The following is a 21,061-nucleotide window of genomic DNA, read 5'->3' as shown; positions in this document are numbered from 1 at the left end:
TCTTGTCGCCATGGGTCGATCGTCCTTTCGCATTGGTCGCGCGCGACCGCATCACGTCACAGCGTTGGAACCGCCGATTTCTCATCCTCGGCCCCCTGGTGCAATTGTGGAAGACTCGCTGCGCGCACCCACCGTCATAATGTCATTACCATCCGGCCATCGACTTTTCCCGCCTTGAGGTCACCGAACACCTGGCTGATGTCATCGAGTTGTGCCTTGTGTATGTGGGCGCGGACTTTTCCCTCCGCTGCAAACTCAATGGCTTCGGCGAGATCCTTGCGTGTGCCGACGATCGAGCCGCGGATCGTGATGCGCTTCAATACCACATCGAAGATCGGCGTCGGGAATGCCCCTGGCGGGAGACCGGTGAGGGTCACGGTTCCCTTGCGGCGCACCATCTGCAGTGCCTGCGCGAAGGCGGGAACCGAGACGGCCGTCACCAGGACGCCATGCGCGCCGCCGCCGGTCTCCTTGACGATCCTGGCAGGCGTATCGGGCGCTTGCGCATTCACTGCCAGCTCGGCGCCGAGCGAACGGGCGAGGGCGAGCTTCTCTTCGGTCACGTCGAGGGCGACGACATGCAGACCCATTGCCTTGGCATACTGGATCGCAATATGACCAAGCCCGCCGACGCCGGAAATGGCGATCCATTCGCCCGGCCTTGCCTCGGTTTCCTTGATACCCTTGTACGTCGTCACGCCGGCACAGAGGATAGGTGCCAGTTCGGCGAAGTCGCAATTATCTGGCAGACGTCCCACGAACGGTGCGGCACCGATGACATATTCGGCAAAACTGCCATTCACCGTGTAGCCGCTCATATGCTGCGATTCGCAGAGTGTCTCCCAGCCGGTCTCGCAGTACTCGCACTGGCGGCAGGCATCGTGGAGCCAAGCCACGCCGACTGCATCGCCTTCCTTCAACCCAACGACGCCAGGTCCGATCGCTGCCACGATCCCCGCACCCTCGTGACCAGGGATGAAAGGCGGCGTCGGCTTCACCGGCCAGTCGCCGTTTGCTGCATGAAGGTCGGTATGACACACGCCCGTGGCGATTACCTTCACCAGCACTTCGCCCGGCCCGGGCGTCGGAATGGGGATTTCCTCGATCTTCAGAGGCTCACCGAAGGCGTGTACCACAGCCGCTCTCATTGTCTTTACCATGGTCGTGTCTCCATATCTGGTACTGATCGGAGCCGCAGGTCGAGACGTCCCTTGCCTTTGGCATTCTTACCCTTTGCGATTCGGTTGAAGTCGGCGAACCTCATTGAGCCACTCCCACACTTGCCGCGAGTGCCGCGACACCCGGCAATTTCCGTCCCTCAAGCCATTCCAGAAAGGCGCCGCCGGCGGTTGAAACGTAGCTGAAGTCGCCTGCGACGCCGGCATGTGTCAGCGCCGAAACCGTATCGCCGCCGCCGGCGACGGAAAGCAGGTCACCTGCTTTGGTGCGCGCCGCGACAAGCCTCGCGATGGTCGTCGTGCCATGGTCGAAGGGGGGCGTCTCGAATGCGCCGACCGGGCCGTTCCAAACCAGCGTGTTCACCGTGTGCAGATGCTGTTCGAAATCGGCGATCGTGTCAGGACCGACGTCGAGGATCATGTCGTCGGCTGCCACCTCACGCGCCGGAACCGTGCGATGCGGCGCCCCCGCTTCGAAGACCTTCGCCACCACGACATCAGTTGGCAGAATCAGAAACGAGCCGGTTTTGGTCACGAGACTAACGATGCGCTTGGCCGTTTCGAGCTGATCAGCTTCATAAAGCGATTTGCCGACATCGATACCTTCTGCCGCCAGGAAAGTATTGGCCATCGCCCCGCCTATGACCAGGATGTCGACCTTTTTTAGCAGGTTTTCGATCAGGGCGATCTTGGTCGACACCTTAGCGCCACCGATGATGGCCAAGACTGGCCGGTTGGGCTGGTCCAGCGCCCTATGCAGATGGAGGAGTTCGTCCTGCATCGCTCGTCCGGCCGCCGAAGGCAGAATGTGTGCCACACCTTCGGTCGAACCATGTGCACGGTGCGCAGCCGAAAAGGCATCGTTCACATAGAGATCGCCGAGTTCGGCCAGCGCTCGCGCAAAATCCGGATCATTCGCTTCCTCGCCAGCATGGAAGCGGGTATTTTCGAGCAGGACGACATCGCCATCTTTCAGCTTCGATACGGCGGCCTTCGCCACATCGCCGATGCAATCATTACCGAATGCCACGGTGCGGCCGATGGCTCGGGAGAGCGCGGGGGCAATGGGCTTCAGCGACAGCTCCGGCACGGGTCTGCCCCTGGGGCGGCCGAAATGGGACAGTACGATGACGCGTGCACCCCTTTCGGCAAGCTCCCGGATTGTGGGCACCTGCCGGTCGATCCGGGCCGTGTCGGTGATCCTGCCGTCGTGGACCGGTACATTCAGATCGGCGCGCACAAGTACACGCTTGCCCTTCACATCAAGGTCGTCGAGAGTGGGGTACTGATCGGCCATGTTCGGTGATCGCTCTGGTTATCTTGGAGGTGGCGGGAGCCGTCCGTGAATAGGCATCCAATAAGGGATAGTAGTTCTCCCGCGTCCTTGACGAAGGTTAAAGAAGGGCCGGCGCTGTCCCATCCCCGCAGGTTGCGCCGAATAGATCCAGGGAAGGCGATACCTGTCTCTGCGGCAAGCAGCCCTTGTTGTGTCTCACAGGCCGGTGACGCCGCGTCCGGCATGCCGACAGGGGTGTCGAAGAAGCAAAGCCGTGGTTTGGTGGGCACGCACGAGCACTTCGGGATCGTCCAGCCGATCGGCGGACATGCGCCCGCGAACTTCCGCGACCGAAGTGGCCCCATGCCCCTGCGTCCACTCGGTGAGCCCCTTGACCAGCCGGGCCAGATGTTCCGGTCCGTGGCGCAGCAGCGCCGAGACAGTCTGTACGACGTCAGCGCCGGCGAGCAGGTATTTTATGACATCGTCGGTCCGCTCCACTCCCCCGCTGGCGGCCATGCAGAGCGCTGTCTTTCCGCTCAGCAGGGCGATCCACATCAGCGGAAGGCGGATGTCTTCCCGCGTCGACAACTCCAGATTCGGCTGGAACGTCATTGTCTCGAGATCGATGTCGGGCTCATAGAGCCGGTTGAACAGGACGATGCCGTTTGCTCCGGCCTCGGCCAGGCCGGCGGCCAGGTGAGGCAATGCGGTGAAATAGGGACTGAGCTTCACGGCGATGGGAAGGTGGACTGCAGCGCGGACGTCGCGCACGGTCTCGACCAGTCGCCGCTCGACATCAGCCGAGGTTTCAGTGGGATCGGTCGCAACGTGGTGGAAATTGAGCTCGAGCGCCGCCGCCCCCGCCGCCTGCAGATCCGCTGCGATGCCGGCCCAGCCCTCCCGCGTCGTGGCGCTCAGGCTGGCGACCAGCGGCAGTGCGACGGCCTCTGCGGCGCGCCGGATTGTCTCGAGATGCGCCGCCAGGGGACTGCGGCATCCGCACCGGGGCGGGAGATAGCTTGTGACCTCCGGATGGCTTTCCGCGCCGACCATGGCGGCAGCTTCCAGCGCCTCTTCCTCGTCGATGAGTTCTTCCTCGTACAGCGAGGCGGTCACGATCGCCGCCGCCCCGGCATCCTCGAGGCGCTTGATGCCGTCGAGGGTCGCTGACAAGGGCGACGCGCCGGCGATGACTGGATGCGCGAGGTCGAGGCCGAGATAGGTCGTCCCGAGCGTCATTGCGCCGCTTCCCCGGTCTCGTTGCCATCGTGGAGAGCGACGCTTTCCTCCTGCCAGAAGGGATGGAACCGCGTCCCATCACGCGCCGCGATGTCCTCGTAGAGCCGGTAGCGTTCATCGACCGCCGCCTGGGCCTGGCGCAGCAGCACGCGGGCCTCCTCAGGCCGGGTCTGTGTCAGGATCCGGTAGCGGAGCTCCTGGTAGGCGAAGTCCTCGAGCGGCAGCCGGGGCCTGGTGCTGTCGAGGCGGAAGGGGTTCATGCCCGCCTGGCGCATCCTGGGGTCATAGCGGAACAGCGGCCAGTATCCGCTGGCGACCGCCCGCCGCTGCTGCTTCATGCCGTCGCGCAAATTGAGCTTCAGCCCATGCGCGATGCACTGGCTGTAAGCGAGGATGAGCGACGGTCCTTCGTATTCCTCCGCGTCGCGCAGGGCCTGGATCGTCTGCTCCGGGCTGCCGGCAAGTGCGATCTGGGCGACGTAGACATAGCCCGACGCGATCGCCTGCAAGGCCAGATCCTTGCGCGGCGTGCGCTTGCCGGCCGCGGCGAACTTGGCCGCGGCCCCGACGGGGGTCGCCTTCGAAGCCTGGCCGCCGGTGTTGGAATAGACTTCGGTGTCCAGCACCAGGACGTTGACGTCGCGCGGCTGCGCCAGGACATGATCAAGGCCGCCCGCGCCGATGTCGTAGGCCCAGCCGTCGCCGCCGACGATCCACAAGCTGCGGCGCACGAGGTACTCGGACAGGGCAAGGAGATTCCGCGCCAGGCCGTCGGTCGCGTCGGCCAGCGCACGGCGAAGCTCCTCGACCCGCGTCCGCTGCGCCACGATCTCACTGTCTGTGCGCTGAGGAGCGTTAAGGATCTCTTCCGCTAGGCGGGTACCAATGCGGTCGGCGAGCGTGCGGACCAAGGAGCGCGCCATCTCCACCTGCTGATCGACAGCGAGCCGCATGCCATATCCGAACTCGGCATTGTCCTCGAACAAGCTGTTGTTCCACGCGGGTCCCCGCCCGTCGGGGCCGGACCGCCAGGGCAGCGCCGGCAGGTTGCCGCCATAGATCGACGTGCAGCCCGTCGCGTTGGCGATCTGCAGGCGGTCGCCGAACAGCTGTGACAAAAGCTTGAGATAGGGCGTCTCGCCGCAGCCGGCGCAGGCGCCGGAGAACTCGAACAGAGGCCGCACGAACTGCAGCCCCCGCGAGAGATGCAGGTCCACGTCCTGGCGGGCGAGCTCCGGCAGGGTATCGAAGAAGGCGAGGTTGCGCCGGCCCGGCTCGATCTGCGACTGCCGCTCACTGAGATTGATGGCCTTGACGCTCGCGTCGAGCGGGTCGTGGGCTGGGCAGTGGTCGACACAGAGGCCGCAGCCAGTGCAGTCCTCAACCGCGATCTGCAGGGTGAAATTCTTGTCTGGGTAGCCGCGCGCGTTGACGGGCGCGGAGAGAAAGCCCTCCGGGGCGCCCTCGAGCAAGGCGCCGTCATAGGACTTGGCGCGAATGACGCTGTGCGGGCAGACGATGCTGCACTGGCCGCACTGGATGCAGAGGTCCGGATTCCACACCGGCACCTCGAAGGCGATGTTGCGCTTCTCGTACTGCGTCGTACCGCCGACATAGCTGCCGTCCACCGGGATGGCGCTGACCGGGATTTCGTCGCCGCGGCCAGCGAACTGTAGCGCCGCGATGCGTCTCATCTGGTCCGGCGCATGGGGTGGCACGAAGACATGCAGTTCTTCGGTCGAGGTCACCGAGGCTGGGACAGTCACTTCGTGAAGATGATCGAGCGCGGAGTCGACCGCGGCGAAGTTCTTCTCCAGGATCGCGCGGCCCTTGTCGCCATATGTCTTCTCGATCGCCGCCCGGATGCGGCGGACGCCTTCCTCGCGCGGCAGCACGCCGCTGATCGCGAAGAAGCAGGTCTGCAGGATGGTGTTGACCCGCGGGCCCAGCCCCAGGCGCTGCGCGACCCCGCTCGCATCGATGACAAAGAGCCGCAGGTGCTTATCGAGGATGTGCTGCTGCACCGGCCGGCGCAAATGGTCCCAGAGCTCGGCCGGATCGTAAGGCGCGTTGATGAGGAGTGTCGCTCCCTCGCGGGCATGGCGCAGGACATCGAGCTTGTCGAGGAACTCGAACTTGTGCACGCCGATGAAGTCGGCCGATGAGAGCAGATAGGGCGCCGCGATCGGCGTGTTGCCGAAGCGCAGGTGGCTGACGGTCTCGGCGCCGGATTTGTGGCTGTCATAGACAAAATACCCTTGCGCGTGGCGCTCCGGGTCCTCCGCGAGGATCTTCACGCTGTTCTTGTTGGCTCCGACCGTTCCGTCCGCGCCGAGACCGAAGAACAGCGCCCGGGTCGTGCCCGGGGGCTCGATCTCGAAGCCGGTCTCGACTGTGAGACTTGTGCCGCAGACGTCGTCGTTGATGCCGATGGTGAAGCCGGTGCGAGGGTCATTGCTTTCGAGGTGATCGAACACGGCCTTGGCCATCGCCGGGGTGAAGTCCTTCGAGGAGAGGCCGTAGCGCCCGCCAACCACCAGCGGCAGGTCCTTGCGCGCGCCCCGGGCGAACGCGTCGGCCAGGGTTTGCGCCACATCGAGGCAGAGCGGCTCGGCAGGCGCGCCCGGCTCCTTGGTGCGGTCGAGCACGGCGATCTTGCGCACGCTCGCCGGCAGCGCGTCCAGAAAGGCCTCGGCCGACCATGGTCGGTACAGCAGCACCTGGATAAGCCCCACGCGTTCGCCCTGGGCGGACAGGCGCGCGACGGTCGCGCGCAGGGTCTCGGCCGCCGAACCCATCACCACCACCACGCGCTCGGCCTCGGGATGGCCGTCATAGCGGAACAGCCGATAATGCCGACCGGTCACCTCGGCGAAGCGGTCCATGGCGCGCTGAACGATGGCAGGCGTTGCAAGGTAGAACGGGTTCACCGTCTCGCGGGCCTGGAAGAAGGTGTCCGGGTTGTGGGCGGTGCCGCGCGTTACCGGCCGCTCCGGGCTCAGCGCCCGCTGGCGGTGGGCGCGCGCCAGCTCGTCGTCGATCATTGCCCGGATATCATTGTCTGACAGCATCGTGACCGTGTTGACCTCATGCGAGGTGCGGAACCCGTCCATGAAATGGAGGAAGGGAACGCGGGATTCGAGCGTGGCCGCCTGCGCCACCAGCGCCAGGTCATGCGCCTCCTGCACCGATGCGGCGCCGAGCAGGGCAAAGCCGGTGCCGCGCACGGCCATGACATCGGAATGATCGCCGAAAATCGAGAGCGCCTGGGTGGCGATGGAACGGGCCGCGACATGAAAGACGGTGGGCGCAAGCTCGCCCGCGATCTTGAACATGTTCGGCATCATCAGGAGCAGGCCCTGAGAAGCGGTGAACGTCGTGGTCAACGCGCCTGCCTGGAGCGAACCATGCACGGCGCCGGCAGCGCCACCTTCCGCCTGCATCTCCTGCACGATCGGCACCGCGCCCCAGAGGTTCGTCCGGCCCTCCGCCGACCATTCGTCGGCGAGCTCGGCCATGGGCGAGGCTGGTGTGATCGGGAAGATCGCGCAGACGTCATTGACGCGATAGGCGACATGCGCGACCGCCGCATTGCCGTCCAAAGTCATCCGTTCCATGGGCGCTTCCTCTTTCCAGGGCCCTATACACGCAGGCGGAAGCGATGCGGTGCGAGCGGCTCGTCGGTCGGCCCAAGTGGCGCATCCGCCGGCACGGGTTCGGGCTGCATCTCGATGGCGTGGCAGGGGCACTGCTCGAAGCAGATCCCGCAGCCGGTGCAGAGATCGGGCTCGACCCGATAGCCGCGGCCCCGGCCGAGGCGCAGGATCGCCTGCTCCGGACAGGCCGCGAAGCAGTTGTCGCATTCGAAGCAGTTGCCGCAGGAGAGGCACCGGCCCGCCTCGAACCGCGCCTCGGGCTCGCTCAACCCCTGCACGACCTCGTCAAAGGTTGTCCGCGCCGCCAAGGATCGTTGCGGCTCGCTGCTCCGGGCCGCCTCGAGGAACACGGGCAGGTCGAGCATGTCGAAGGTCACGGTCGGATGCTTTGTCGGCCGTTCGTAGCGCACGCCCTGCAGCCAGGCGTCGATGTGGCGCGCCGCGCGCTTGCCGTGGCCGACCGAAATCGTGACCGATTGCTCGCCCGGCACCATGTCGCCTCCGGCGAAGATGCCCGGGTGTCCGGTCATCATGTCGGGACCGACCTTGACCGCACCATTCGACGTAAACTCGATCCCCGGCACCTGGCCAAGAAAGCCGCTGTCGGTCTCCTGGCCGAGCGCCAGCACGATCGCGTCGGCCGTGAGCGTCTCGAACTGCCCCGTGGGCTGCGGCCGGCCGTTCTCGTCGAGTTCCATCGTCTCGACGGTGAGGTCGGGGCCGACGATCTCCTTGATCGTCGTCAGCCATTTGATCCTGACGCCTTCCTCGACTGCCTCGTCGGCCTCGAAGGCGTGTGCCGGCATGTGGGCGCGGTCGCTCCGGTAGACGATCAGCGCCTCCTCGGCGCCGAGGCGCTTCACCGTGCGCGCAGCATCCATCGCGGTGTTGCCGCCGCCATAGACGACGACGCGGCGCCCGAGGCGGGGCGGCTCGGCGGCGGCGACCTTATGCAGGAGCGAGACGGCGTTGAGGACCCGAACCGCGTCACGAGCAGGAATATCGACATGCTTGCCGATGCCGGCACCGATGGCGATGAAGACCGCATCGAAGCCGCCGGCCGCCTTCTCGGCCAGCACGTCCTCGACCTTGTGATTGAGGACGATCTTGACGCCCATGGTCTCGATCCGCCCGATCTCGCGCAGAAGGTCGGCGCGCGGCAGGCGATAGGCCGGGATGCCGAAATGCATCATGCCACCGGGAAGGGGGCCAGCTTCGCGAATCTCCACGGCGTGACCGAGACGGGCGAGGTGATAGGCAGCCGAAAGGCCGCTGGGGCCTGCGCCGATCACCAGCACCCGCTTGCCGCTCGATTCCGCGTCGACGGGATAAGGCCAGCCCTCGGCGGTCGCCCGATCACCGAGAAAGCGTTCGACCGCGTGGATGCCGACGGCGTCATCGAGTTCGGCGCGGTTGCAGCTCTTCTCGCACGGGCGGTAGCAGACCCGTCCGTGGACTGCCGGCAGCGGATTGTCGCGAACCAGTGCCTCCCAGGCCGCACGGTATTTGCCCGCTTGCGCCAGATCGAGCCAGGCCCGGATGTTCTCGCCAGCGGGGCAAGCCGCGTTGCAGGGCGGCAGATGGTCGATCCATTGCGGGAGCTGTTGTCGCGTCGCTCCTGTCCCGACGGCCACGGCGTGCGTGCGGGTTGCGTCGGGTTGCCTCAACATTGATGCATCCTCTACTCTCTATGACGCGCCGTTTTCCGTTCGCTCCTCATCGATCTGCTTGGCAGCCGATGCCGAAGCATATGGGGATGAGGACGAACCCGCATCTTCGAGCCCACACTAAATGTCTGCGGCGGACGCCTTCAAATGCACTCCCACAAAATCAAGCCAAGCGCGGCGGTGCTGTCTTTGATCCGCGTTAAAGACCCACGTCGCAAACGGTGGAAATCTTGATTTTGGTGACCGGAGGAACATTCGAGAGGTTAAGATGGATCTTTTTCGCGTCGAGGCCGAAGAGGAAAAACAAGGCGAGCAAAAAAGCACGGGCACGTGGCTTATCGCGGCGGGCAGCTTGTTTGGGGCTATGTCTCTCGTACCGGAGAGCTATGCCGTCAAATCGGTCAATGTGCAGCTCGACACGGCTTGGGGGCCTGAACGGGTTATCGGGTGGATGCCGAGCCGGCCCGTCTTGAACAGAAGCGGCGGGCTGCCCTGTTAGGTGACAGTCCATGGGCAGGGCGTGGTCTAATTACCAGTCCGGATGAAACAAGCGCTTACGTCCGACCGCCCTGCCAATACAGGAAGCGCGTGCCAACGCTGCAAGTCCGGCATGTTGTGACGATTGACGGGAACACGCGAGGTGCGCGCGAGGTGTCCATTTCGTTCAATAGGTTAGAGGATTGACGCACGCATGTTGTGCTCAACCAGTGTCCTATTCTGCGTCCCGAACGTGGGTCAGCACCGATGGGTGGATGGACAGGACCGGTCAGGGCCGCCTTCGTTTTCCGGGGCGTTCGTCCGTGCACGATCATATTCCGCAGGACGGGGGGCTGACGTGCAAGAACCTGGAGCGTGAAATCGCAGATGGCCGCTGGGTCGTTGTACCCTTCGCAATGGTACGCCTCACCACCTGCTGTTCGATCACGGTGGCCACCGAGTTCATCGGTCAGGTGGAGTTTCCGCGCTTCACACCAAGAGAGGAGTTGATCCCGACGACCGCTTGCCGAGCTCATGGCGAAGGCCGGAGACGGCGATTTCCTGCGCAGTGTTGCTGAGAGCGTGCCGCAGATTATCATGGAGGCCGACGTCGATGACAATCTCATGCGCAAAGAAAGCGACGCTTTATTGCGATCCATGAGGTGCGCATAATGTCGACGAAAACGGCAGTTCTTTCAATGGATTGTCGAAGATCGCATCCGCCCCAAGCTGATGTTCGATCTCAAGCAGCCGATTGTACTTGGCAGTCCGCTCGCCGCGACATGGAGCACCGGTCTTGATTTGTCCGCCGTCCATCGCGACGGCAAAATCGGCGATGAAGCTGTCTTCGGTCTCGCCCGACCGGTGCGAGATTATGTATCGCCATCCCGCGCTGCGGCAGAATTCTATTGCATCGATCGTCTCGGAGACCGTGCCGATTTGGTTGAGCTTGATGAGGGCCGCGTTGGAGCACTTCTCGTCGATACCGCGTCGGATGAAGTCGATATTCGTCACGTAAATGTCGTCGCCGACGATCTGGATACCCTCGCCGAGTTCAGCCGTCATGCGACGAAATCCGGACCAGTCGTCTTCGGCCAGCCCGTCCTCGATCGAAACGATCGGGTATTTGCTAACCCAGCTTTCATAGAGCTCAATCAGTTCTTTCGAATTTTTCCGGCCTTGGCCCGAACGCTCGAGATTATAGTTTCCATCATGGAACGACGTTGCCGCCGGGTCGAGCGCGATGCAGATGTCTTCGCCGGGGTGGTAGCCGGCTCGTTCGATTGCCCTGACGATCAGTTCGCACGCGGCTTCGTTGTTGGCCAGTTTTGGAGCGAAGCCTCCTTCGTCGCCAACAGCTGTCGTGTGGCCGTCGGCCGCAAGCAGCGCTCGCAGGGCATGGAACGTCTCGGCTGCATATCGCATTGCTTCCCGGAAGCTCGGCGCGCCCACCGGCATGATCATGAACTCCTGAAAATCCAGGCTGCTGTCAGCGTGCCGGCCGCCGTTGAGCACATTCATCATCGGGACCGGCAGGCGGACAGGCCTACCGGCGGCAAGGTATGCGTAGAGGGGTTTGCCAGCTGCTGCCGCTGCAGCGCACGCGACAGCCATCGATACACCGAGGATGGAATTGGCGCCGAGGCGTGCCTTGTTCGGCGTTCCATCGAGGTCGACGAGAACACTGTCGATTTCGATCTGGGCGCAGGCATCGCGGCCGACGACGGCATGAGCGATCTCGGTCTCGATATGCTCGATTGCTCGCAGCACACCTTTGCCGGAAAATCGATTGGGATCGCCGTCGCGCTGTTCTACGGCTTCGTTCATTCCGGTGGAAGCGCCTGATGGCACGCTTGCCGTTCCGTGAGCGCCCGATTCAAGCTCGACGGTGACTCGAACGGTCGGATTTCCCCGTGAATCGAGGATTTCGAGTCCATTCAGATTCGCTATTTTCGTATTCATACAATTGATCTCCGGCCAGCGAGGCGGACAAGTGGTCAATCCGGCGATCTCTGACCCGAGATCGACCGGATCGGAAAATCGAGTACGGCGTTTCGCGGAGTGGTGCGCTTGTTCCCGGACGACTCGAGGCGTCACTGCCAAGCGTCCTCCAACAGATCTTGTGGAGCACAGATGCAGCTCTTCCCATGTGCAGCGGCTACCGCCGTTCACGGTCAAAATTGGCATCGCTTGGCGCAAAGTGTCCTTGACTGAGGTTAAACATCGACACTTCGGCATCCGGGTCGCGGCGTCCGAGACTAGGTAGCGCAGTTGACTCCGCAGCCCATCTTCTTTTGCGAAGGGGATCGGCCTCTGTGAGCGGAGGTCCATCTCTGAGACAGAGCGCGCCAGCACGCCTTGGCGCTTCAGTTCCCCGCGAGACGCCAGCCCCTTAACATTCATCAAAGACCGCCCCATCTGGCGACTGCTAAATTCGCTTCAGGTTATGCATGGCAGCGACTCTACGCGTCGGAGAACTTTGGTGGGCAAGCAGCATTGGCAGGACTGGATCAATGGGCTGCTCGGCTTGTGGATCTTCGGCTCGCCCTGGCTCCTGTCGCACTCGATGGTCACCGAGGTACCGGTGGCAGGCGGGATTCTCGGCATGTGGAATCTTTCGGTTGTCGGTCTCGCGGTTGTCGTGATCTGCGCGATCGCGCTTTACCGGTTCAACACTTTGGCTGAATGGATAAACCTTCTCTCGGGCGCGTGGCTGGTGGTGTCACCATTGGCTTTAGGCTTTAGCGCGTCGGCCGCTCTCACCTGGAATTCGGTGGTCTCCGGCTCGCTGATCGTAATCTTCGCTGGGTGGTGCCTTTACGATGCGCGAAATTCCAGACTGTAGATGTACCCCATGGTTCAATCAGGAAGCTATCCGAGTAGCGGATTGTCCGGATTTTGGTGGGGTGCCCAAGGTTTTGGGGCTGATGATGGGCGCTATCTTCACGCATCATAGCGAGCCGCGCGCGACCGACCAGAGCGATATTCGGCTTCCACTGGGAGCGCTTCGGGCCACGCCGTCAGGCCGCTTGTCGACATCCCCCGGCCAGGTCGCCTTGGGCGCGCGCTTCGCTTCGTCCGGATCCCGTCCACGATTGCAGCAATTCCTGATCGATTCCCGCTAGGTCCATCAGCTTGTCGGGTTCCAGGATGCTGAGGCGCCGGTAACTGAATTTGAGGATTCCCTCCTTCCCGAGATCCCGCAGCACCCGGTTGACGTGAACGCCGGTCAAGCCTGTCGCATCCCCGATATGCTCCTGCGTCACTGGCAAATGCATTTCCTCGATCTGGTACCCAGGCCATCCTGCCCGGGAACGGACAAACAACTCAAGCAGTAGGCGGGCAATCCGTTCGTGTGCCGAACGCCGGCCGACACTGGTGAGGTGATCGAATGACAGGCTGCGTTCCCGCGCCATCAGCAAGGCGAGCCGCAGACCTAGGTCTGGTTGGCGCTGCGACAAATGGCCCAGAGCATTGTGCGGAATGACGCAGACCACCGCATCCGTCAGCGCTTGCGCACCGAAGGATATTGTCGCGCCGAGCGGTGAATGAAAACCGAGTACGGCACCGGGTAATGCGAAATCGAGAATCTGCCGCCGTCCATCGGCCAGGATTGTGTAGCGGAACATCCACCCATCGACGAGATTGAAGATCGCGTCACAAGGTTCGCCGAGGTTGAGGAGATCCTGACCCGCCTTGAGGTGTCGGTCATTGGTCCGGTACCCGGAAATAAACTCCACCGTGCTATCGCTGTAGCCGGAGCAAAGACCGTCAACGCGGGCCTGGCACGTTTCGCAATCGACGCGAGCGCTTCTGGGTGCCTTCATGATACTCGCCATTGCTGCGTCTCCCGGAATTGAAGCCAACCCAAATATTGACGCGACCAGTGCGTCTCATCGACAAGACCGGTTGCACATCGACGTTGAGACGCGTGCGCTTTCCGGTGCGGATTACCTTCAGGTCACCCCGGAGCTACAGACGTCAGGGGGGCAGAACGATTACAGTGATTCTTTGGCGAGTTCGCCAAGGGGGGGTACGCAAAGAGCGGTGAATAGATTGCATCCATGGCCGCATCTGACACCGCCACAGGCACGAGAATGAGCCTGCCATCCCGGTCCGAAGCGAGGGTCCTCATCTTCATCCCCGGCCTTGCCGAGGTCATCGCGCGGCTACCCGGTTGACGCATCAAAAGCGAAGTAGTCGAGCCTTTGAGCTCGTCCGCTCCCCTCTACCAAGATTTTGACCGGCACAAGAAAGTTTAATCCAAGGCAAAGATTTGGTCCGCCGTCGCGGGCATCTGTAACCTGAGCAGCGCTAGGTCGGGCAGAAATGCAGATTGGAATCGTGATCTTGGGCCGATCGAGATGGACGTGGCGTTTTCATTCGAAGAAGACTGAAATGCGGCAGATGGAGCATCAGTCCGGAGCTTTGGGCGTCGCTTGCAAGACCGATGAAGGGCAGTGGCAATGGAATGGTTTTTGCAGAACTGGTTTTGGGTACTAGTCGGTGTCGCCTTTGTTGCTTTGCATATGTTCGGGCATGGTGGCCACGGCGGTCACGGAGGACATCGCGGCGACCGCTCTGACGGTCGGAGTACTGATCACGGATCAGCGGAACGGCGCGACGCGGATGCATCTTCGGCGCATCGGCATTAGGAGACGCGCGCCGGACGCAGGTCTTCGCCCCCCGAGGAACTAATTGGAGCGCGCGATGTTGAACACGAAACTGGTCGCTTGGTCATTGGGCATCTGGACAACCATCACGTTTTTGGTTTGCGTGATTTACGGACTGGTCACGCCGCAAAGCCTGCGCATGAGCGGATTTCTGGAAATGATGTTGCCCGCTTTCAAATGGCTCACCTGGTGGGGTTTTTTGCTCGGCTTGGTCGAGGCCTTCCTTTATGGTGTCTACGCCGGTCTCGTCTTTTGTCCGATTTACAATTTGCTGCACAGAAGATGGGGCCCGCGACCAACAATGATGCCGCTTGATGCATCGTCCAAAAATTGAGCCTGTTGGGACGCCCTGTTCTTCCCGGTCGCGATTGCGTCATATGGTATTTCCACCAGCAAATTTCCGACCTGCGAGGCCGATGACGTTGGCGCTGTTCAATTGGGGCTGCTTGAACCAGCTCCGAATACAGCGGGGGACGGGGGCTCTGTTGCGGCGAGGACTAAGTATAGTTCACATGAACCAAGCTCGATTTCGAGCATATGTCGATGAAGTCCGGGATCGCACTGCTCCGGTTTCGGAGGGCATCACCGAGATTGAACAAGTAAATCTGGTCGAGACGACCCGCGCAAGCAGCCAAAAATCAGTCTGTTCGACGTCGGGATTGCAGCGCGCTGCGTGTATGGTCTGGCGCGACCGCCTTGAATCCGCATCAAGACGAAGAGTTCTGCGATAGGAGAATGAAATATGGCATCACAGCAAGGAAAGATCCGGGTCGCGCTGAACGGTTACGGTGTAATCGGCAAGCGAGTCGCTGACGCGGTTGCGAGCCAGCACGACATGGAACTTGTCGGCATCGCAGACATCGAGACAGACTGGCGGATGAGGACGGCCCTTAGGAAGGGTTTCAGGCTCTTTGCGTCGCTCGAGGATCGCGGCGAAGCCATGAAGAGGGCGGGCTTGGACGTGTCCGGCACGCTCGACGACCTCCTGAACGAGACCGACGTGGTGGTCGACTGCACTCCGAAGCCGATCGGAGCGCAGAATGCCGAGCATTACCGTACGCGGGGGGTGAAGTTCATCGTACAGGGTGGCGAGAAGCACGAGGTGACCGGGCATTCGTTCGTAGCGGAGGCGAGCTATGAAAGCGCACTGGGGCAGAGAGCCACCCGGGTTGTCTCCTGCAATACCACCTCTATCGTGCGCACCTTGACGGCTCTCAAGCACGCCGGCCTCCTGAAAAGGGCAAGGGGTACCGTCATGCGGCGCGCGACAGACCCATGGGAAAGCCACAAAGGCGGGATAATGAACACTCTCGTTCCAGAAAATGAAATACCGAGCCATCAAGGCCCGGATGCCCGGACGGTCGACCCCGAGCTTGATGTCGTGACGATCGCCGTGAAGGTGCCCGAAACCATCGCGCATCTGCACAGCTGGTCCGTGCAGTTGACGCGCAACGCGTCAAAGGAAGAGATTATCGACGCATTCCGCCAGTCTTCGCGCATTGCGCTCATTCGGATTAGCGATGGTTTGACGGCGCTTAACACAGTCAAGGAATTGATGGCCGACGTCGGACGGCCGCGCGAAAACCTCTACGAAGTTGCGCTATGGGAAGACCTGGTGACGGTGCAGGGCGATGAGGTCTTCTATGCCTACATGGTCGATAATCAGGCGATCGTAATTCCCGAGACAATCGACGCGATCCGTGCACTTACCTGTCGTGAACGCGACGCAAGCGCTTCAATCGCCTTGACCAACGCCGCGCTGGGTATCGGCGCGCTGTTGTCCTGAGACCTCACGCCTCGCTTATTGCAAGGCTGCACTTCCCATGGGCCTTGCAGGCGTTGCGCTAGAAACTTGCTGGTGCGCTTCTGGCCCCCTTCGATAGGGCAACTGCTAGGTGGTCAGTTCAGCGCCCGGCCTGGTGCCTATCTCAATGCGGCGCAGCCTTATCTACCCCTTCGCGGAGACGGTGGTCTGGCCCAAGATGCAGATCTACGCCATTTGGGGATGAAAGGAAGTTCGATTCAAGCCGGCTGGACCAGCATCTGCCCGGTGGTTGTCGGATACGGCGGCAAAACGCAATTCTTTGACCAGCATGCCTCGACTTTTAGTCCAGACACCAAAGTGCGGGAATCATGGATCAAACTGAGCGTTTCACGCTAATGGTCAGCGCAGGTGCCATCTGGGTGCGCCTATGCCGCAGGAAGATCATCAAAGCCGATCACAAGCTCGTCGACCGCGAGCGCGCCGGAGCCCAACCTGATGTCGATCCCCGCCACCCGGAGTTTCTGGGCCGCGGAACCGCTGATGAAACCCAGGATGAGCCGATGAACACCGGTTTTCAGGATCTGATCACACATTGCGTCGGGCGTGTCATCCTCCCTTGCGCGGAACTCGCGAGAGCCGTTATCGGGATCGATGATGAGGAGGCCGTCGCATTTGCTGAAGAACGGGCACAGCACGGTTCCCTCATGCGAATGCGTGACCAACAATGCCGTCCGGGACGACGGTTCTGGACGAGTCAAAGCCGAGCGTGACATCCCTTCCTCGCTTGCCAAATATTCCCGGTTTGGAAGAACAGAGATGAGACGAGTCTCAAGCTGCAATCCTTAATCCCGATCAAATTGGATCATGGGTGCCGTGGCAGCGACGTACAGGCCTCCAGGATCGGCCATTGCCGGCATGGTGGCTGGCACCTTCTCTCGAGCGAATGTGCCGGCGGGTCGTACCGGCAGGCCTCAACTTGGTCGTTCGCGCCGTTCGGGCAGCCGCTATTCCTGCGCCTTGCCGACCCTGAGCAAATCCTTGAACTCCATCGGGAATGGAAAGACGATCGTGGAACTGCGCTCACCTGCGATGACGTTGAGCGTGGAGAGATAGCGTAGTTGCATTGCTTCGGGCTGGCGTCCAAGGATCTCTGCCGCCTCAAGCAGTTTCTGCGCGGCTTGATGCTCGCCTTCGGCATTAATGACCTTGGCGCGCCGCTCGCGCTCCGCTTCGGCCTGGCGCGCGATCGCACGAACCATCGATTCGTCGATGTCGACGTGCTTGATCTCGACATTCGAGACCTTGATGCCCCAGGCATCGGTCTGGCCATCGAGTATTGCCCGGATGTCCGTGTTCAGTTTGTCGCGCTCAGCGAGCATCTCATCAAGATCGTGCTTGCCGAGGACAGAGCGCAGCGTGGTCTGAGCGAGTTGGCTCATGGCGTAGATATACTGCTCCACCTGGATGATGGCGCGCTCCGCGTCGACCACATGGAAATAGATGACGGCATTGACGTGAATTGAGACATTGTCACGCGAAATAAGGTCCTGGGTTGGCACGTCGAGGACAATTGTCCGCAAGTCAACGCGGGCCAACGTCTGTATGAACGGAAAGACGAGGATCAGCCCCGGGCCTTTGACGCCGGTGAAGCGGCCGAGGGTAAAGACCACAGCTCGTTCATATTCGCGCAGGATACGGATCGCGCTCGCCAAATACACTGCGACGATGGCGATTCCCACGATCCAGACGATAGAGTTGCCTGTCAGGGCGATCGAATCGGCTGTCATCATTTGCTCCTTCTGCAAATTGCCCAGGGGGCGGTCAGTGCCGTATGGGGCCATGTGAGCTAATGCCGGTACGGGGAGGAATCTTTGATGGAGGTTGAACTCCGGAACTTTGCGCGATCACTTTCTGAGCCTGTCTCCCCTTTGGTTTTGGTGGCGAATTTGGCCGAGCAGCAAGGGAGGCCTTCCCTTTCGTCCCGCATTTTCACATAGATCACATCAGTGGATTGGAGGCGCCGAGACCTGGTCGGGAGATGTGCCATCCGATGGGCAAGGCCACTGCTTTGATCTGCTGCGGGAAAATCTTCGATTGGTGCGCCGTGAGGTTCCCGCAAGGTTCGCTGCGCGGCAGCTTGGGGCAGCTCGGAGTGCAAGTTGTGGTCAGCGCTGCCGATCCATACGAGTTGGCGGCGATACAATAACCTCTGTCCGGTTCGCGCACATTTGGCATGCTGTTGAAAGACCCGCTGTCGTTGTCAGCAAGACAGGCGCAAAGCCGCCCCCGATCGTCCGCATATTCGTCGTCTGTCCTTGGTACAGCCTCGCTGCAACCAGGAGAATACGCCCTTCGTAAGTGTAGAGGCGCACATCGATCTTGCGCCGCTGCTTCTCGCCGTCGAATTCGATAAGGCGCTCGCTTGGAGCGACATAGGCCTGCGCCACATAGTCGCCCTGGCAAATCTCCTGCCAGACCGTTCTCGTCAGTTTGTCTCCGCGATAGGCGGCCCGGCTGCCGAAACCCGACGAGGGCTTGAAAAAGAATTGCTTTCGATTGCTCCAGAAGCGATCGGTGCGATCGGGCGTGACACGTTCGGTGGCTGGAACGCCTGCGGATAGAATCCGGATCAGGGCCGGATCTACCCCCCATTCAGCAAGCAAGGTTGAATCGGAAAGGAGCGTCAAATTGCGTTTGTCGGCAAACAAAGCGTGGTTGTGGGGATTGGGCGTCACGACAACCGAAGCATCATCATAAGCTGCGCGCAGCGCCGCATGTTCGGGTTGTTCGAGCGAAAAATCCGTCAATCGGTTGTAAACGAGATCGATACGCGTACCGCTTCGCCGAAGGCAGCCGTCGCGATATTCCAGTTCTGACGGGTCGGCGATCCAAACCTCGTGGCCATGACGCTGCAGTAACCGCTGCATCAGGAGAAATTCCGGGTAGAGATATTGTTCTCCCGGACGATCATCGACGATCGCGATCGTCGCGGGAGATCCGGTCTCGTGCTGGTGACGCCATTCTTTTGCGAACATCTCGGCAATATCCGTGTCGAAAGCCGTCATATCCATAAATTCCGGGGTGATAGCATCACTACAGCAAGAACGTTGGGCGCGCGCGAGCGCGGCATTCAGGATGGCCCCGCCGGCATTGGTGTTGATTTCAATGAGCGCCGGCCCGTTGCGTCCGAGGTGAAAATCATATCCCATGAAAACCCCTCTCGGTCCGAAGTCGCGCACAGCGCCCGCCGGCGTCCAGGCAAGTACCGCCGCGCCATAGGCGGGATGACGAATAACGGCCTCGATCGCCTCGACAATGCGCTGCATTTGGACGAGTTCGGCCGCGTCAAGAAATACTGCGACATCGGCGAAAAGATGGGGGCGCGACTCGATCAACCTGCTGTAAAACGCGGCATCGCCCGTCTCCTGTATCAGAGCCGCGGCTAAGGCTGCTCGATCCAGCGTCATGCAAACGCAGCCGACGTTCAGCGGCGCGGATGGCACAAGCGAGGGTTCCGAGTTCCTTGTCATTCTTATAAGATCCTCTGTCCGGGATGAACTGATGCCAGATCAGTCCCTTCGGGTTAAGTTGCCATGGCGGCTTCTCCCCGGCCAGCGGAGGCGGCCTGTTTGTCCTGGTGGGACTCCTGCCCGAAACGTGGTAGTTTGTTGATCAGTCCGCCATCTCCGCTTCGTGTGCGACTGACGTTTTTTTGCAGTATGTGCATCGGTGCCGTTCCTCAGCTGTCGCCGTCCGCCGGGGATACCCGGTCAGGCCAGTCCTGATGACGACGAGATGTTCGCGGGCATGGCGGGTATCTGCCGGCTAACGCCACCGGGAAGACTGCAGCAGCCGAACTGTAATTTTAATGTGAGCTGCGCGTCTATTCATAGGCTTCTGGTCATGCCCTTCGTCTCGTGCTTTGGATTGGAGCATCATCGGAGGACATGTCAGGTACCGAGGAGGTTAGGTGATCTCGCGTATATCATTGCCGCCTAGGTGATGGTTGCTGCTTGGACGTCTGAAATCGACATTTTCCTGCCCGGAAGGAGGTTCCGATGCCACATTTCCAAACCAATGGCAGCTCAGGCCGCGCACCGATCCGAGCCTTCTTTCCCGATAGTTTGCCACCCATGAGAAGGGCTGAAAAGCAGCGCTCCGAGATTCTGGCCTGCCTCGACGATGATCCAAACTGCCACGTCGTTGCCCGACATGCGCTGGCGCTGGCGGCCATCTTCGGTTTGCCGGTAACATTTGCGCACGTTTCAGAATCGAAGCGCAACGCCGAATTGCCTGCCGATCCTCTTGATTGGCGCCTTCACCTGAACGAATGCGGCGAGCGGCTTGACCGGATCATCACTGAGGTACGCGGCCCGGAGATGGACATCGGCCGGTTGCTGCTAACCGGGTCCCCCGCACAGCAGCTCAACGGCTGGGCGCAGGACCATGCCGGGGCACTGCTCGCATTGGCGACGCGCAGCTATGAGACAGAGGGCTCCACGGGACTGGGTAGCACCGTGCAGAAAATTCTCGATCGGGCCTTGGCTTCGCTGCTGCTGATTCCCGGCGAGGCTGATGGCGCCGAGACGGTAGCCTATCGAAGGCTGGTCCTTCCGCTCGATGGTTCTCCGCAAGCGGAAAGCGTGCTGCCGGTCGCCGTAAGCATAGCGCGCGCGCAAGGAGCCGAACTGATCCTGACCCATGTCGTTGCCAAAGCCGAAACCATCGACCATGGTCTGCCTCATGCGGGTTCTGGCGAGCTATGCAGCAGGCTCAAGGATCATAATGAGGCGCGTGCGCGCAGCTATCTGGAAAGACTGCGGACACGGCTCTTGAACGAAGGCCTTGCCGTCCGGGCCGTCGTGGAATCAGATGGTGATCCCCGTAATCGGCTGCGTCGTCTTGCCATTCAGCACGATGCGGACCTGCTCGTCGTCTCATCGCATGGCCACAGCAACCTCAGCGATGTCGCATGCGGCAGTGTCACTGAATATCTCGCGAAACACGCTCCGTGCCCGGTGCTGATCATTCGCCCAAATTTCCATATAAACGCGGCAGAACGTATTCTTGAGGGCCCGAGTCTCGTGTCTTCGGGACGCAGTCAACTCGCGCAATAGTGGCAGACGT

The 21,061-nt window shown here is 61.5% G+C and carries 16 protein-coding genes; 6 read left to right on the top strand and 10 right to left on the bottom strand.

Going from position 1 to position 21,061, the window contains the following annotated elements:
* Nucleotides 1-134: 134 nt before the first annotated feature.
* From adhP to IEX64_RS06660, 5 genes are all read right to left on the bottom strand, one after another.
* Nucleotides 135-1,160, bottom strand: coding sequence for an alcohol dehydrogenase AdhP (gene adhP, locus IEX64_RS06680; RefSeq protein WP_188818874.1), 1,026 nt, complete (start codon nucleotides 1,158-1,160; stop codon nucleotides 135-137).
* A gap of 100 nt (nucleotides 1,161-1,260) precedes the next feature.
* Nucleotides 1,261-2,475 (bottom strand): phosphoglycerate kinase, encoded by a 1,215-nt coding sequence (locus tag IEX64_RS06675; protein WP_098105950.1) that lies wholly within the window; start codon nucleotides 2,473-2,475, stop codon nucleotides 1,261-1,263.
* Between the two features lie 195 nt (nucleotides 2,476-2,670).
* Nucleotides 2,671-3,696 carry a dihydroorotate dehydrogenase-like protein gene (locus IEX64_RS06670; protein ID WP_188818873.1) on the bottom strand — a complete coding sequence of 342 codons (1,026 nt, stop codon included), beginning with the start codon at nucleotides 3,694-3,696 and terminating at the stop codon, nucleotides 2,671-2,673.
* Nucleotides 3,693-7,313, bottom strand: coding sequence for a pyruvate:ferredoxin (flavodoxin) oxidoreductase (nifJ, locus tag IEX64_RS06665; protein WP_188818872.1), 3,621 nt, complete (start codon nucleotides 7,311-7,313; stop codon nucleotides 3,693-3,695). Before nifJ ends, IEX64_RS06670 begins: the two co-directional genes overlap by 4 nt.
* 23 nt (nucleotides 7,314-7,336) lie before the next feature.
* Nucleotides 7,337-9,022: an NAD(P)-binding protein gene (locus IEX64_RS06660; RefSeq protein ID WP_229710118.1), complete on the bottom strand. Its 1,686-nt coding sequence runs from the start codon at nucleotides 9,020-9,022 to the stop codon at nucleotides 7,337-7,339.
* 265 nt (nucleotides 9,023-9,287) lie between these two features.
* Here IEX64_RS06660 and IEX64_RS06655 point away from each other — a divergent pair, with 265 nt between their 5' ends.
* On the top strand, nucleotides 9,288-9,518 hold the full coding sequence (locus IEX64_RS06655) for a hypothetical protein (RefSeq protein WP_067738222.1): 231 nt from the start codon (nucleotides 9,288-9,290) through the stop codon (nucleotides 9,516-9,518).
* Between the two features lie 623 nt (nucleotides 9,519-10,141).
* On the opposite strand, the gene eno is transcribed toward IEX64_RS06655, so the two are convergent.
* Nucleotides 10,142-11,458 carry a phosphopyruvate hydratase gene (eno, locus tag IEX64_RS06650; protein WP_188818871.1) on the bottom strand — a complete coding sequence of 439 codons (1,317 nt, stop codon included), beginning with the start codon at nucleotides 11,456-11,458 and terminating at the stop codon, nucleotides 10,142-10,144.
* Between the two features lie 520 nt (nucleotides 11,459-11,978).
* Between eno and IEX64_RS06645 the strand changes: the two genes are divergently transcribed.
* Nucleotides 11,979-12,341 (top strand): SPW repeat protein, encoded by a 363-nt coding sequence (locus tag IEX64_RS06645; protein ID WP_168176344.1) that lies wholly within the window; start codon nucleotides 11,979-11,981, stop codon nucleotides 12,339-12,341.
* Nucleotides 12,342-12,516: 175 nt separating this feature from the next.
* On the opposite strand, the gene IEX64_RS06640 is transcribed toward IEX64_RS06645, so the two are convergent.
* Nucleotides 12,517-13,335, bottom strand: a complete 819-nt coding sequence (locus IEX64_RS06640) for a Crp/Fnr family transcriptional regulator (RefSeq protein WP_229710117.1) — start codon at nucleotides 13,333-13,335, stop codon at nucleotides 12,517-12,519.
* A 627-nt stretch (nucleotides 13,336-13,962) separates the two neighbouring features.
* Here IEX64_RS06640 and IEX64_RS24745 point away from each other — a divergent pair.
* The 3 genes from IEX64_RS24745 to IEX64_RS06625 all read left to right on the top strand — a co-directional run bounded on the left by IEX64_RS24745 (nucleotide 13,963) and on the right by IEX64_RS06625 (nucleotide 15,955).
* On the top strand, nucleotides 13,963-14,151 hold the full coding sequence (locus tag IEX64_RS24745; RefSeq protein WP_188818870.1) for a DUF2933 domain-containing protein: 189 nt from the start codon (nucleotides 13,963-13,965) through the stop codon (nucleotides 14,149-14,151).
* A 55-nt stretch (nucleotides 14,152-14,206) separates the two neighbouring features.
* Nucleotides 14,207-14,503: a DUF5676 family membrane protein gene (locus IEX64_RS06630; RefSeq protein ID WP_188818869.1), complete on the top strand. Its 297-nt coding sequence runs from the start codon at nucleotides 14,207-14,209 to the stop codon at nucleotides 14,501-14,503.
* A gap of 408 nt (nucleotides 14,504-14,911) precedes the next feature.
* Nucleotides 14,912-15,955, top strand: a complete 1,044-nt coding sequence (locus IEX64_RS06625) for a type II glyceraldehyde-3-phosphate dehydrogenase (protein WP_188818868.1) — start codon at nucleotides 14,912-14,914, stop codon at nucleotides 15,953-15,955.
* Between the two features lie 404 nt (nucleotides 15,956-16,359).
* Here the strand turns inward: IEX64_RS06625 and IEX64_RS06620 are convergent, their stop codons facing one another.
* The 3 genes from IEX64_RS06620 to IEX64_RS06610 all read right to left on the bottom strand — a co-directional run bounded on the left by IEX64_RS06620 (nucleotide 16,360) and on the right by IEX64_RS06610 (nucleotide 19,401).
* A complete protein-coding gene (locus IEX64_RS06620; RefSeq protein WP_188818867.1) occupies nucleotides 16,360-16,773 on the bottom strand; it encodes a NifB/NifX family molybdenum-iron cluster-binding protein in 414 nt (137 codons plus the stop codon).
* 165 nt (nucleotides 16,774-16,938) lie between these two features.
* Nucleotides 16,939-17,721, bottom strand: coding sequence for a slipin family protein (locus IEX64_RS06615; RefSeq protein WP_098106006.1), 783 nt, complete (start codon nucleotides 17,719-17,721; stop codon nucleotides 16,939-16,941).
* 378 nt (nucleotides 17,722-18,099) lie between these two features.
* Complete coding sequence (locus tag IEX64_RS06610; protein WP_229710116.1) at nucleotides 18,100-19,401, bottom strand: ATP-grasp domain-containing protein; 1,302 nt, start codon at nucleotides 19,399-19,401, stop codon at nucleotides 18,100-18,102.
* Between the two features lie 591 nt (nucleotides 19,402-19,992).
* Here IEX64_RS06610 and IEX64_RS06605 point away from each other — a divergent pair.
* On the top strand, nucleotides 19,993-21,051 hold the full coding sequence (locus IEX64_RS06605) for a universal stress protein (RefSeq protein WP_098105940.1): 1,059 nt from the start codon (nucleotides 19,993-19,995) through the stop codon (nucleotides 21,049-21,051).
* The last annotated feature ends 10 nt before the right edge of the window (nucleotides 21,052-21,061 follow it).

Origin of the sequence: Novosphingobium indicum, from assembly GCF_014645195.1 — a bacterium.
Classification (GTDB): Bacteria; Pseudomonadota; Alphaproteobacteria; order Sphingomonadales; family Sphingomonadaceae; genus Novosphingobium; species Novosphingobium indicum.
This window is presented reverse-complemented; position numbering and strand designations above follow the sequence as displayed.